We start from the raw sequence: 12,947 nt of genomic DNA on the forward strand, positions 1-12,947 counted from the left end.
GAGGCATGGCAACACGCGCGCGGCTTAGTGATAAGCCCGGCGTTTTTTACCGCGGCACCCGCCCAAAACCCGGCGAAACCCTCCGGGCCGGGTCGATTTTTGGGGCATGGCGTCGTTAGGGTTCGTTTATTTAGCTCGCTAAACCTCACTCACCCTGCCCCGCCCTGCCCCAAAACTCGGCCCGGCGCGACCGGAAACAAAACGTCAACAGAGCCTAGGTGCCTGAGGCCCGTATCTTGCTTATCTGAATGGACTATCTTGAACCCGTCTTCGCCCAGGGAGGCCACCATGTCAGTCAATCAGGCTTCAAACATCAGCTTCGACTTCTCCAAGCTCAACAGTAAGCGGGAGACTGGCAAACCACTGGAGAGCGGAGAGTTTGCCCTGCAATTGGCCGAATTCCAGACACAGAACCTCAACACCCTGATCAGCACGGCCTTTAATGGCTCGTCATCCGAAACGGGTAGCGATGCCTTGCTGGGTGACAGCAAAACTACGGGTAGCACTGGAGGGTTGTCGGCAACCGGCCGCAACAACGCGCTGTTCGACCCGGAATCGGGTTACAAGATGATGAGTGTGATCAACCGGCAGGAAGTCAGCTACAAGGCAGAATTTGCCGCTCTGCACCAGATGAAGGACGAAATCTTGCAGGTCCAGCGTGAAAGTGAAGATCTGACACGACTGCAGGGCGGCAACGATAACGCCAGGATCCGCAAGGAGCTGCAGGAGTTTGTTGATGAATACAACGGCTGGATCAAGGAATTCGATGACGAAATGCAGGCTGGCGGCGCACTGGCTGAGTCGAATGCCGCCAGAATCGCCCGTTACGAACTGGATCAGAGCGTCGAAAACCCATTCCTGGGTGGACGTTTTGGCCTGCACGGCATGGCTGATCTTGGGCTGACGATAGATCCCGTCAGCAAGCAGGCCAAGCTTGATACCGGCAAACTTGACCAGGCCCTACAAGGCAATCGCAATGCCACCATCGAAACCATCCGCGACTTCAGCGGCCATTTTGTGACATCGGCCCAGCTACTGAATGCCAATAACAACTTCATTAATAATCGGCTGGCCAATCTGGATAAAGTCATTCACTACATTGATGCCAACAAGACCAGCCTGCAGGCGGAATTCGGGCTGGGAGACAAAGCCAGCCCAAGCAGCAATGTCGCACAGGCGCTGGCTACCTACGGCAAAATCAGCCGGGCCTGAAGCCCGCCTCCGCTCGCGCCCCCCTGAGCACAACCTCAGACGGCAGCCAGACTCAGACCCAGTCCGGCCAGATATAGCAATGTGGCAAGCAGGATGCCTTTGTAAGGCACGCTGAACCAATAGCGCTTGGCCAGAATGCTCATGGCAACCAGATAGCCCAGACCGGCAAGCTGCAGGAAGGCATCGCTGAAAAACAAGGCTGGTCTGACCAGGGGCAGGTAGAGGTAGAGCAGGCCAAACAGAATGGCACCAAGGCTGTGACTGGCATTGAAGCCGATCAGACTACGCCAGAGGGTGGTCTGGTCGGTAATGACCGGGACCGCTGTTTTGAGCCGCGCCTCCAGATCTGCCTCGCGGGGTGAGAAATTATTGCTGAAATAGGTGTGCCGCAAGTGCAGCGTTCCCAGCAGCAAAATGATGCCGGCACCAGCACAGACCAAACCTGACGCAATCGTCATGAACCCTCCTGTTATATAAACATCCGCTAAATCAGCGCACTGGCCGATCCCGGTACGGCAGCGTGCCTGGCGCGTTACGCCTTGTTCCAGCCTCTTTTCCGGCGACACGCACACTGCAATTCCCGCCTCGGCAGCGCCTGACCAGAGCTTAGACTGGCCGGCGTTAGCACGCAGCCATCGGTTATCCCTGAGCGGATGACGCAACCTCGGGCACGTCTTTCGAGGGTTTTGCTATATCCAAGAGACAACTTCTGTCTTGCCCGAAAGGTGCGTCATGAATCATCGCAAACTTGCCCTACCCCTGCTGATCTTGCCGCTCACGGCGGCAGGCCAGACGAATCCGACCTTCCAGCTGAGCGGCCAGACCTATCAGCTGACGATCCCCTACATCGAATCGGCCAGCGGCAGCAAACAGGCCTACAGCGCCAAACTGACGACCAGCAATGTGTCGAGCTTCACGCTTGATCCCGGCTCGGTGCAGGCTGTGGCAGTGCAGAGCGGGGTGGAAAATGTCTCGACCTACTCGGTAGGCACCAGCGGATTGACCTTGACCCTGCCTTTTGTCGAGCATGCCGGCAGTACCGTCACCCAGAGTTATGCCGGCCAGTTGGTATCGTCGAATGGTTCGCAATTTACCTTGCAACAGGCGAGCGTCGGCCCGGCTTGGTCCACCGCCTCTGGCGGTAGTTGCCGGCCGGTCACTTACGATGCCACCACGCAGTCTGTTTTCTCTGGCGCGCTCAAAGTCGAGCTGGAAGATATTTCGCAGCGGGAAGGCATGCAGCACGTCCGCTTCAGCAACGTCTCAAGCAATACCCTGTTTTTCTCGGTCTCTGTCAGCTCGGACGATGGGCGGGTCGGTTTGATGGCACCACAAGCCGGCACCTTCTTTCTGAGTCCCGGCGAAAGTCTGGTTGGCTACGTGCTCTACTACGGCACCGGTGTAGCCGGTGCGGCCAGCTACCGGATGAAATTCGACTTCACGACACTGGATCAGGCCACCGGCAAATCGACCACCACCACCGATTCATTCCAACGCACGGTCAGCTTTGTCCGGGCCAGCGAAACGGCGGTCACCGTCACCGACGCCAGTACTCAGCTCAACTACAGTCGGGTGGCACAAGCCACTGCCCAGGTGGGTTTCTGGCGATACAAGGTCGATGATGCCGAAACCCGCATCGTGCTGTTTCCTGGCCAGGAGAACTGGACCAATGCCAGCGCCGCCACCAGTTCCAAGGTGCTGGCCTACGACCTCGATGGCAAACTGCTGTGGGAATACTCGCCCGGCAATGAAACCTGGGGCGGCGATGCCACCGCCGATGGCAAATATGTTGCCTTCACCACCGCATCGGTGGTGGCGACCAAATCCAGCGTCCTGAGCGTCCTAGACGCGACAACCGGCAAACTGCTGCGCTCAACCGACATCAACGTGAAAACCCTGGCCGCACCGGCCAACCCCGTCCCCCCAACCCTGGCCGAGACAGACTCCCGCGAAGTGCGCTTCAATGCAGATGGCTCTCTGCTGGCTGTTGGGACGGGAGAAGGACGCGGCTATGTGTTCAACACCGCCGATCTGTCGCTGAAATACGCGTTTCAGACCGAAGGCCAGTTACGCGCAATTGAATTCAAGGGGGATTATCTTTATCTGGGGGCGGGAGATGGCCTGCTCTACAAGCTCAAGACGGCCGATGGCAGCCTGGTCTGGAAGGGTTACACCACGGCCTGGCCCTATTCCGAGCCAGCCTTCTCGCCAGATGGGCGCTGGGTGGTGGTCGGCGCGAAATCGGGTGGCTTTACCGTATTGAATACCGACACCGGCAGCTGCGTGTTCTCTGCCAACTACGGCACAGTCAGGCGTGCTTATTTCACCCCGGACGGCTCGCAGCTGATTGCAGCGACCGGCGCCACCTCTGCCGGCACCATCGCCTACCAGACCGCTGGCTGGAATGTCGCGTGGCGCGGGCCGATGTCGGCAGCGGCATCAACCACCAGTGACTCGCACTACACCATGATGGCCGATGGCAAAGCCTGGATCATGGATAACAACACCGGGCAGCGGGTAGCCACACTGGACCCCGGCTTCAGTAGCAATGCCAATTACTTCAAGACCGCCTATCTCAGCAAGGATGGCAGCCGCGCCGTCGTCGCCCGTCGCGACCTGACGCCAGGCGACGTGGCGATTGCTTTCTTCAAGCGGCAGTAGCCTGCGGCTGATCTGGTCGGGGGCCCTCGGCGATGACAGTGGGGGATGCAACCAACGTGGCAGCGCCTGCCGCCATGCCACTCAGCGCCGGAGCCTCCCGCGCCGACACCAGCAACGCTTGCAAGGGCCGGCGTAGCGAGCGGGCCTGAGCGGGCTTGCCGGCACCGATCCGTCCCATCGCTACGGCTGTCTGCAAGGTGCGTTCCCCAACCAGTGCCTGCAGCCGCTGCTGCAGTTGTTGCGCCGCTTGCCATACCTCTTGCTGCTGCGAAAAGCGTCGGTTGGCGGCGACGTACCAGCTGAATACCAGTGGCGTCATCTGTGGCTGCAGCTGCAAACCCAGCTGCGTGGCCGTCAACCAGAAGCGTTGCAAGGCCCGGCCTGCGGCCAGCTCATCATCCACACTGGCAGGCCCGTGATCCGCAACCAGCAGGAAGTGGGCACCGCAGGCCCAGCCCGGCAATAGATCGAGCTGCAGCCTGGGCAGCCAGGTTCCGGCCAGATAGCGGTTGAAAAACTGCACACGCGGCCAACTCTGCAATACCCAGCGCATCAACCGCAGGCCAAGCGGATCCATTCCGATCGCCTGATCGGGCAGACGGTCTGTGCTGAAGCGCGCCTGCCACGCAACCATGTCACGATGCACCGGATAGGCTTCCGGCATCGTCAACCGGATCTTGGCATTGGCCGACAGTAGCCGTGCCATTGCCCAGCGCAAACGTGCGCCCTCCAGCCAGATCACCCGAAAATCCGGCCCGACTGCCGCCTGCAAAGCAGTCTTTTCCGCTGCGCTCAGACGCCGCGTAGAAAGTGGCCGGCGCTGGACTGACCGAGTGACGATCTGTTCGGCCAACGGGTCGGGCAGGCAATGCGCGGCCTCCACCAGATTTACCTCCAGTACCTGACACGGTGCATCCTGCCCTGCTGGACGGCGGGACACCTCTGCCTGATAGCCAATCCGCCCCGCTGCCAGATGGATGTTTTCAATCAGCCCGCCCAAAGCAATGCGGCTCGGGCGGCCATCGAAGTCATACACCACCTGCTGGCGGGTGTCGTAGCCATAGAGGGTGAATCGTTGCGCACTGTGTACGGCAAAACGCCAGCTCTGGGCGTTGTCGCCGCTGGGTGCCCAACGCGCAAGGTCCAGCACCTGCATGGCTGGCGAAGCAGATTCGGCGCTGGCGGTACTGGCAGGTATGGCCTGCCGGCCCCGCAACAGACGGCGTGCCAGAGCCAGCTTCACCTGCTGCACCGGGTTGCGGTTGCCACCCGGCAGCCAGGTGCGCGCCAAGGTGTTGGTGTAGGCGTCAAAATGCAGACCATGCGGCGCCGCGACGACATCGCCACGCCCGAGCAGGATTTTCAAAGCCTGTGCAGCTGCCACCCCGGCGCATAGCTGGCACGCAATCACGGTTGATGGCCCCTTGTGCGCAGCCAGATCAACCCGGCTCGGATCGACCAGATAGCGCATCTGCAGGCGTGCCGGGGCCAGGCCAAGCAGAAAACGCAGGCCCTGCTCGAACTCGTCTTGTCCATCGAGCTGAAAATACTGCTCGAAACTCATACCGCCCGGCAGGAAGGTCAGAAATGCAGTGCCCATGCCCAGTGGCGCGGCGGTAATCGCCGGAATACCTAGCCGGGCACACGCAGCAAATAGCTGGCGCCGTGCCTCGAAGGCAAAGAAATCCAGACTATCGACGTAAAGATCAACACCATGCAGAAACGCCTCCAGATTGGAGGCCTGCACACCGTCAGGAAACAATTGCAGATCCAGCTCCGGATTGATGTCGAGCGCCATCTGCTGCAACACCTCAACCTTTGGCCGCCCCAGCGTGGAGCCCATCGCCCCGGCCTGCCGGTTGACATTCACCAGGTCGAAGCGGTCGAAGTCCGCCAGATGAAACGCCCCAATCCCAAGGCGGGCCAGCGTCAGCACATGGCTGCCGCCGACCCCGCCCAATCCGGCAATGGCGACCCGCTTTTGCCGCAGCAAACCCTGCTCCGCCTCGCTGACCCAGCCGATATTGCGTGAAAACGCCTCGTCGTAATTGAACATACCCATGATCTGGCTCCAATGTCCGAAAGATGGTAGAGCGCTGTGCAGGAACCTGCGTAGCGATGCTGACTTCTGAGGCAAGGTCAGTGCATATCCATTTGCAGCAGCCGGTTGGCGATGCCTTGCTCTTCATCGGGCGAGAAGAAATAGGGATAGAACGACTTTTCGACCGCAGCCAGTTCGGGCCGACCACCAAACTGCTGCGCTTGCTGGTGTGCCTCGATCAAGTCCTTCCACAGCAGCACCGCTGGCGCATTGACACGGGGATTGAGCTGCGGCTCGCCCAATCGGCTGAAGTCGAGCATCTGTTGATAGAACCGGACATGGCGCGGGTTGACTTCAATAAACAGATCGGTGTGACGGCGCAGGCGGTAGGCGTAGATCAGCGAGATATGGAACAGCGCCGCCAGAACCCGCTTGGATTTGATTTCACCATCAATCGCCAGTTTGACGAACTCACAGACACGGCGGCCACGCTGGCGCACCGGATCAACCTGCTCCCGGAATAGTTGCTCGACCAGCAGACCCTGAGCCGAGTCGAAGTGAATGCTCAGAGTGCCGATCGTGCGCTCACCATCCGAGGCCAGCAACGTTACCCGGTTCGGATCAAGATCAAGGCGGCCGCTGCTGGTATAGCCACGCCAGGCGTACATCTTGCTGATGAGCATGCTGGCCGCGCTACGACGGCCATCGCTGTCGGCAAGACGGATCTTGAAGGATTTCTGTGGAACGAGATGCGCAGGAGATGCCGTTCGGGCCACAGCCTCATGACACAGATGCCGGATGCCACGCTCGCTGTCATAGGGAATGCCCACGATCGTGTTCATCCCCTTTTGCTTGTTTCCGATCAGTATCGCCATTGCCGTTCCCTTCCCATCAGAATGGATCACAGACATTCACCGGAGTCCCGCCTAAAATTAGGTTTTCCTAATATTCATGCGTCATTGCAGCGGTGACAACTGTCCCAAGACCGATGGCGGGATTTAAGCGATAAGTGGCTCGGACCGCCAGGCACAAAAATGGCGCCCGGCCGATGCCAAACAAGACGATGAGCTGCAGAAAACTCTGGCTCAAGCCAAGGGGTTGTACCAGAGTTCCTTGCGATCAAGCGGCGTTTCGGGGGTCAGTTCGGGGTTGGGGATGCGGAACAGGCGACGCTTGGTCAGCTGTAGCCTTTGTTCAATAGGATCGAGGTAGTTTTTAAATATTTTATCGAAGCTGCCATCTGCCAACATCAGATTCAGCCCGGTTTCAACCCGACGCGCCAGGAGTTCACCTTGCGCGGTACGGCGCACGAAGAAATAGCGGGGAAGTGGGTAATACAGCAGCACCTGCTTTTCGATAGCCAGATCCGGCAGCAGATTACGCCGCTCATCCAGCTCGACTGGGGCCTCGATCACGCTACGGCACAACAGATCGAAACGACGGGCATCCAGCATGCCAAACAAGCCCTCATAGGTCGCGCCGGTGATAACGTTGAAACCAGCTGATCGCAGAATGCTGACATCAATCCAGGTTTCGGCCTGACCGATGCTGAAACCGCGCAGAGCCTCCAGGGTTTTGACCTGGTCTAGCTTCTGTTGCATCTCCCGCCGGATCAGAAACACCCGATAGCCGAGCATGCCTTTATCAAGCGGGATGCGAATCGGCAGATATTGCTGCTCCAGCGCCGGATTGGTTGCTCTGGCGGCAATCTGGATCGTCCCCCGCTCCAACTCGTGCATGATGCGCCGGCCGTTCATCTGCATATCACTGGGCCGCAGCCGATAGGGGCCGAAACGTTCGGCAGTCCGCTTGAGTGCCGCCCCCAGCAAGACCCAGTAAAAGTCATTGCGACTATCGAGTTGCGACTCGGGGCCAGGGTAGACAATGTCGCTGAATTCAGCCGCCGCCAGCAGCGGACTGCACGCCAGCCCCAGCCCCGCCGTCAGTACCTCGCGTCGGCTCCAGCCGTGATCAAAAGGAAGTCTGGACATAGCTCGCCAATCACCAACCATTCAGAAGCAGTCTGCAAAACGGCGTTAAGGCCGCTCGCCAACGCACGCGCCGAGCTTGTAAACCGCTTCGTCAAAAAAGCCCCGGCATCCCCTCGAACCGGGTTGCCACCGACACCTGACTGCATCACACGATAATCAAACCGACTTCAGCGTCGGCGGATGCGATTCGGGCCGACCCATTCATCCCAACTATCGGCGTATCCGTCGTAATGAATCTGGTATTTTCCTTTGCCCACCGCCAGCACACTGGCGGGGTACCAGGTCTTGTTCCAAAGCACCATCACCGGGTCACCAACACGAATCGGCCCGGCAGATGCCGCACCCGACTCACGGCGCGCCGTACCTGACTCGCGTGCCATGCCGGATTCGCGAGCGACACCAGATTCCCTGGCTGTGCCCGACTCCCTGGCGACGCCCGATTCGCGGGCCGTCCCAGATTCGCGCACCACGCCAGATTCCTGAGGTAACACCGGCGGCCCGGACTTATGGATGCGCGCTTCGCCCACCCACTCATTCCACTCACTCCCCCAGCCTATATAGGTGATAAAGCAGCGATTGCCATCTGCGCTGACCTGCAATACCTGAGTATCGTAGAGCCGGCCTCTCCATTCCGTCTGAAACCGTTCCCCGACCGTGCAAACCGCAGCTAGCACCGGCATTGCCGCCAGACCCAGCCACAGCCCCAATACACTCCAGATATTCGAGCGTTTCATGCCATCCCCCTACGGATTGAACACCCCAAGCCAAGCAGCCATCCCCATACTTAATACTATGCAACCACTGGCGACTTCCGAATCTATTCGACGTAAGGTAACGCCATCCCTCCAGACGCTGTTGACGTCAGGTTGACAGTCGCGCCAGGCTCTCCCCCAGCAACAGGCCCACCCAATGTACAAGTTCACTATCCGCCTCATCGCTGCAATAAAGGCGGATCGACAATGCCGGCAGCTGGGGCAAGCCAGTAATTTGTGGAACATCTGCCGGCGCTAGACCTTCCACCAGCGTTGCAACCCCCAAGCCCGCCCGCAGGGCTGCGATGTTTGCGACGATGCCACGCAGAGCAACCGCGATTTGCCACGGCCTGCCGTTGCTGTCGAGGGCTGCAATCGCTGCCCGCTGCATCATGCAGCCATCGGGCTGGACCAGTAGCGGTACAGGCTGAGAGGTCTCCGGCCAGTGGCCATACCAGCGCAAAGGTCGCTGCGCGATCTCCTGTCCGCCTCTTTGGCCCATCGCCGCAAACCCGAGTACCACGTCGTGGCGCGTGCCCAGATAGGACAACAGATCGCGGGTAGCCCCGGTCGCCAGATCAAGCTGCACATCAGGAGCCTGTTGCTGCAAGCGCTGCAGCAGCGCTGGCAGGGCAAAGCAGGCAATATCCTCACTCAACCCCAGCCGCAAACTGCGCCGGCTGACCTGCCCGGCGACCGCTCGCCGGGCGGCATCGCTGACTGCGACCAGCTGCCGTGCATAGTCGAGAAACCGTTCGCCTGCCGGGGTCAGCTGGACTTCCCGGCTACTGCGTAGCAACAAGGGCGCGCCGGCCCACTCCTCCAGCCGCTGAATCTGCTGGCTGACCGCCGCCTGGGTGCGCCCAACCTCCTCTCCTGCTGCAACAAAGCTGCGCTGGCGTACCACTGCCAGAAACGTACGGGCCAAGACCACATCCACAATAAATATTCCTTATTTATAAGATCATAAATATTAGCTTCAATTATAGATTGGGCCCGCATAAGCTGGCGGGACATCCACACCAACCAAGGAAGTCAGCATGCAATACCGTATCGCCGTCGGTGGTGCCACCGGCAACGTAGGCAGTGAAATGCTCAAAATTCTGGCTCAGCGCGGTTTTCCGGCACAGAGCGTCGTCGCCTTGGCCTCGGCACGCTCTGCCGGCAAACAGGTTGCATTCGGCAATACCAGCCTGACGGTACAAGACCTCGCGACCTTCGACTTTGCATCGGTAGACTTGGCCTTCCTGTCTACCGGTGGTGACAACTCCCGCCAGATCAGCCCCCGCATTGCGGCAACGGGCTGCGTGGTCATCGACAACAGCTCGGCCTTCCGGCTCGACCCGGAAGTGCCGCTGGTGGTGCCGGAGGTCAATGCCCCGGCCCTGGCCGGCTGGAACAACCGGCGCATCCTGCCGGTCGGCAACTGTTCAATCATCCAGCTGGTGGTCGCTCTCAAGCCCCTGCACGATGCGGTCGGCATCAAACGGGTTGTGGTCTCCACCTATCAGTCGGTCTCGGGTGGCGGTAAACGCTTGGTCGAGCAACTGGCAGAAGAAATCGCGAGTGCTGAGCTGTCGGGCAGCCAGGTTCGTTGGCCCGCACCCAGCACACAGGCGCCTTTCGCCTTCAATGTGGTGCCGTATATCGGCAGCTTCATGGAGGATGGCAGCACCTCCGAGGAATGGAAAATGACGGAAGAGACACGAAAAATGCTCGACCCAGCCATTCGTCTCACCGCCACCTGTGTGCGGGTGCCGGTGATGGTTGGGCATTCGGTGGCGGTCAATGTTGAACTGGCCAGCCCGCTGACAGTGGCCGCCGCCCGAGAGTTGTTCGAGCACGCCCCCGGTATTGTGGTGCAGGACAGCCCACAGCCCGGCGGCTACGCCACGCCCTGGCAGATTGCCGGCACCGATGCGGTCTATGTATCGCGCCTGCGCCGCGACCCCACCATCGAGGCTGGACTGGCCTTCTGGGTCGTCGCAGACAATATCCGCAAAGGTGCCGCCCTCAATGCAGTACAGATCGCAGAAGCCCTGATTGCACGCCCGGATTTTCAGCAGCATGCCATGCAAAGACAGCAGACGCGTTAGGCGCTGTTGATCCCCTCTCGCCCCCGCAGTTAGCACCTTTCAGGCAGTCATGGAGAACCCATGACTGCCTGCTCTACCTCATCGTACCCACTCTTGAATACCTGGCCGAATGGCATTTATCGGTATTTATTTGATCAAAGCCAATCAATTCTCAATTATCACACATTAAATTTCCATTCAATCAGCCAATTGTCCCGATTTATTATCACAACCCCAAAACACCCACTTACCAAGCCCTAATCACCCCAAACCCGAATCGCCTTGCACTGAAATTGCCGGACAATTGTTTATTTAAAATCAACCAATCAAACAATTTATTTTTTAGCAAGCGCTCGATTTAACAACAAAACCCATAAACATCAATAACAAAGCATTAAGAAATTTCACTACAATCCTTGCCAGACGACCAATCCAAACAACCAATAAACAGCCACTTAATATCTAACAATCACTACAAAGCAAATGAATTTTTAATCAAAATTCAAAATACAATTTTCAAAAACAAACAGACAAGTAAAATAACCAACGCGCAAACAATCTGGCGCAATCAATAAATAATTACGAGGGGTTTTAAAATGAAGCGTTTTGCAAAGTTCGTTTCCGGGGCCGTGCTGGCCATTGCATCAGTCTCGGCGTCAGCAGACAGCACCGTCGATTTTCTGGTGAATGCGCATGTTGAAGGATATGGCCAGATGACTTTCGCCCCCGACGAGTGGGCAGGTACCCGCCATGAAAGCAAAAGGCTCGAATCCCTGGCCATCACGCCCTTGCATCCAAACATGGGTAACTGGCCTTCCTGCCTGAATGTGCAATACATGGCGCACATTGCAGGCATCGGCGACACCGGCTGGATCAACGCCCCCAGCACCATCGGCAGCCAAGGTCAGTCGCGCCGGATTGAAGGGATGGCATTCAAGCTGTCCGGCACCTGCAAAGAGCAATACACCATCGAGTACAAGTGCCACATCCAGGACTGGGGTGACCAGCCGACCGCCAATGATGGCGAGTTCTGCGGCACGCGCGGTCAATCGCGCCGTCTGGAAGCCGTCATGATCACCATCCGTCAACGCTGATCGCGGCAGATAGGATTACGCCGCCAATGCGTCACCAGAAGTAGATGGCAGGACGCTAATGGCGGCGTCTTGAGGTAGCGCAGTCCCCCGTTTTCCACGCTTTGGAGCCACCATGAAAACATCTTCTGTCATTCTTGCAGCCGCCTTGGCTGGCAGCAGCCTGCCGATGCTGGCACACGCCGATAATTCGGTTGCGGCATGGTTTTCTGATAACCCGGCGGTTGCGGGTCAGTCCGTGACCTTCTACTGGCAAGCCAGCTCGCCGACGGCACATTGCAGCGTAGAAGGTTTGCCATTGTCGTATCCCATCCATGGTCGTAGCAGTGGCAATCGGACCTTCACTGCCAATCAGCCGATCACGGTCAATGTTTCATGCTGGGGCTTCGATGGCCGGTTCTCCGACACATCCGCAGACACTCAGGCCACTTTACAGATTCTGCCACCAGGCCCACCGGTGGTAACGGCCGCTTTCTCGCCTTCCAGCGTCAAGGTTGACAACGTCGCTACGCTGACTTGGAATGCGCAGTACGCAAACTCATGCAGCAGCCCAGACATCTCCGGTGTCAGCGGTACCAGCGGCAGCGTCAGCATCCTGGCAACCAAGAGCATGAAGGCCAAAGTGGTCTGCACCGGACCGGGCGGAACCGGTGAGGCAACCGCTGATCTGAAAGTCACTGGCCCCTACATCGAGGTGTGGACAACACCAAGCTATCTGTCAGGGCCAGGTTATGTGACCGTGAACTGGCGTATCCACAATGTCGACTCCTGCACCAACGGCACGCCGCTGAATGGCCCCAGCCCAACCCCGACCTGGATTAACGCCACTCAGCAGGTATGGGTAGGCTGTACGCACGGCGACACTGCAGCTTCGGCCTCTGCTTGGGTAAACGTCGGTAATTGATCGCAAGGCATTCGATGCGCGGGGGAATCGGGGCATACGCAGGCGCCCTCCGCGCAGCCGCTTGTGCGGCCAAGACCAGTCAGGGCCAGGCTGTTGACAGAGCCTAGGCTCTGTTGACGTTTTGTTTCCGGTCGCGCCGGGCCGAGTTTTGGGGCAGGGCGAGGCAGGGTGAGTGAGGTTTAGCGAGCTAAATAAACGAACCCTAACGACGCCATGCCCC

11 protein-coding genes are annotated in these 12,947 nt (G+C 58.8%); 5 read left to right on the forward strand and 6 right to left on the reverse strand.

Features of this window, described 5'->3' with window-relative positions; translation table 11 throughout:
* Nucleotides 1–288: 288 nt before the first annotated feature.
* The gene (fliD, locus tag PZA18_RS22600) at nucleotides 289–1,212 is read left to right on the forward strand and encodes a flagellar filament capping protein FliD (RefSeq protein ID WP_284103164.1); all 924 of its coding nucleotides are present in this window, start codon (nucleotides 289–291) and stop codon (nucleotides 1,210–1,212) included.
* A gap of 35 nt (nucleotides 1,213–1,247) precedes the next feature.
* On the opposite strand, the gene PZA18_RS22605 is transcribed toward fliD, so the two are convergent.
* Nucleotides 1,248–1,670 carry an LIC_13387 family protein gene (locus PZA18_RS22605; RefSeq protein ID WP_284103165.1) on the reverse strand — a complete coding sequence of 141 codons (423 nt, stop codon included), beginning with the start codon at nucleotides 1,668–1,670 and terminating at the stop codon, nucleotides 1,248–1,250.
* Between the two features lie 274 nt (nucleotides 1,671–1,944).
* Between PZA18_RS22605 and PZA18_RS22610 the strand changes: the two genes are divergently transcribed.
* On the forward strand, nucleotides 1,945–3,873 hold the full coding sequence (locus PZA18_RS22610) for a WD40 repeat domain-containing protein (protein ID WP_284103166.1): 1,929 nt from the start codon (nucleotides 1,945–1,947) through the stop codon (nucleotides 3,871–3,873).
* Here the strand turns inward: PZA18_RS22610 and PZA18_RS25025 are convergent.
* The 5 genes from PZA18_RS25025 to PZA18_RS22635 all read right to left on the reverse strand — a co-directional run bounded on the left by PZA18_RS25025 (nucleotide 3,860) and on the right by PZA18_RS22635 (nucleotide 9,585).
* The gene (locus tag PZA18_RS25025; protein ID WP_308447448.1) at nucleotides 3,860–5,935 is read right to left on the reverse strand and encodes a ThiF family adenylyltransferase; all 2,076 of its coding nucleotides are present in this window, start codon (nucleotides 5,933–5,935) and stop codon (nucleotides 3,860–3,862) included. The two genes, PZA18_RS22610 and PZA18_RS25025, sit on opposite strands and share 14 nt — an antisense overlap.
* 77 nt (nucleotides 5,936–6,012) lie before the next feature.
* Complete coding sequence (locus PZA18_RS22620; protein ID WP_284103167.1) at nucleotides 6,013–6,756, reverse strand: N-acyl amino acid synthase FeeM domain-containing protein; 744 nt, start codon at nucleotides 6,754–6,756, stop codon at nucleotides 6,013–6,015.
* A 243-nt stretch (nucleotides 6,757–6,999) separates the two neighbouring features.
* The gene (locus tag PZA18_RS22625; RefSeq protein WP_284103168.1) at nucleotides 7,000–7,905 is read right to left on the reverse strand and encodes a type 2 periplasmic-binding domain-containing protein; all 906 of its coding nucleotides are present in this window, start codon (nucleotides 7,903–7,905) and stop codon (nucleotides 7,000–7,002) included.
* 167 nt (nucleotides 7,906–8,072) lie between these two features.
* Nucleotides 8,073–8,639: a Tudor-knot domain-containing protein gene (locus tag PZA18_RS22630; RefSeq protein ID WP_284103169.1), complete on the reverse strand. Its 567-nt coding sequence runs from the start codon at nucleotides 8,637–8,639 to the stop codon at nucleotides 8,073–8,075.
* 127 nt (nucleotides 8,640–8,766) lie between these two features.
* Nucleotides 8,767–9,585: a LysR family transcriptional regulator gene (locus PZA18_RS22635; protein ID WP_284103170.1), complete on the reverse strand. Its 819-nt coding sequence runs from the start codon at nucleotides 9,583–9,585 to the stop codon at nucleotides 8,767–8,769.
* Nucleotides 9,586–9,697: 112 nt separating this feature from the next.
* Here PZA18_RS22635 and PZA18_RS22640 point away from each other — a divergent pair, with 112 nt between their 5' ends.
* From PZA18_RS22640 to PZA18_RS22650, 3 genes are all read left to right on the forward strand, one after another.
* On the forward strand, nucleotides 9,698–10,753 hold the full coding sequence (locus PZA18_RS22640) for an aspartate-semialdehyde dehydrogenase (protein ID WP_284103171.1): 1,056 nt from the start codon (nucleotides 9,698–9,700) through the stop codon (nucleotides 10,751–10,753).
* Between the two features lie 575 nt (nucleotides 10,754–11,328).
* Nucleotides 11,329–11,826, forward strand: a complete 498-nt coding sequence (locus tag PZA18_RS22645; RefSeq protein WP_284103172.1) for a hypothetical protein — start codon at nucleotides 11,329–11,331, stop codon at nucleotides 11,824–11,826.
* Between the two features lie 112 nt (nucleotides 11,827–11,938).
* Nucleotides 11,939–12,727, forward strand: coding sequence for a hypothetical protein (locus tag PZA18_RS22650; protein WP_284103173.1), 789 nt, complete (start codon nucleotides 11,939–11,941; stop codon nucleotides 12,725–12,727).
* Nucleotides 12,728–12,947 lie beyond the last annotated feature (220 nt).

Source organism: Parachitinimonas caeni (assembly GCF_030129945.1).
Lineage (GTDB): Bacteria > Pseudomonadota > Gammaproteobacteria > Burkholderiales > Chitinimonadaceae > Parachitinimonas > Parachitinimonas caeni.

What these genes read in the sequence shown, in the direction of transcription:
- PZA18_RS22625 (WP_284103168.1), bottom strand. Translation starts at nt 7,905, where the DNA reads ATGTCCAGACTTCCTTTTGATCACGGCTGGAGCCGACGCGAGGTACTG.
- PZA18_RS22610 (WP_284103166.1), top strand. Translation starts at nt 1,945, where the DNA reads ATGAATCATCGCAAACTTGCCCTACCCCTGCTGATCTTGCCGCTCACG.
- PZA18_RS22605 (WP_284103165.1), bottom strand. Translation starts at nt 1,670, where the DNA reads ATGACGATTGCGTCAGGTTTGGTCTGTGCTGGTGCCGGCATCATTTTG.
- PZA18_RS22620 (WP_284103167.1), bottom strand. Translation starts at nt 6,756, where the DNA reads ATGAACACGATCGTGGGCATTCCCTATGACAGCGAGCGTGGCATCCGG.
- PZA18_RS25025 (WP_308447448.1), bottom strand. Translation starts at nt 5,935, where the DNA reads ATGGGTATGTTCAATTACGACGAGGCGTTTTCACGCAATATCGGCTGG.
- PZA18_RS22630 (WP_284103169.1), bottom strand. Translation starts at nt 8,639, where the DNA reads ATGAAACGCTCGAATATCTGGAGTGTATTGGGGCTGTGGCTGGGTCTG.
- fliD (WP_284103164.1), top strand. Translation starts at nt 289, where the DNA reads ATGTCAGTCAATCAGGCTTCAAACATCAGCTTCGACTTCTCCAAGCTC.
- PZA18_RS22640 (WP_284103171.1), top strand. Translation starts at nt 9,698, where the DNA reads ATGCAATACCGTATCGCCGTCGGTGGTGCCACCGGCAACGTAGGCAGT.
- PZA18_RS22645 (WP_284103172.1), top strand. Translation starts at nt 11,329, where the DNA reads ATGAAGCGTTTTGCAAAGTTCGTTTCCGGGGCCGTGCTGGCCATTGCA.
- PZA18_RS22650 (WP_284103173.1), top strand. Translation starts at nt 11,939, where the DNA reads ATGAAAACATCTTCTGTCATTCTTGCAGCCGCCTTGGCTGGCAGCAGC.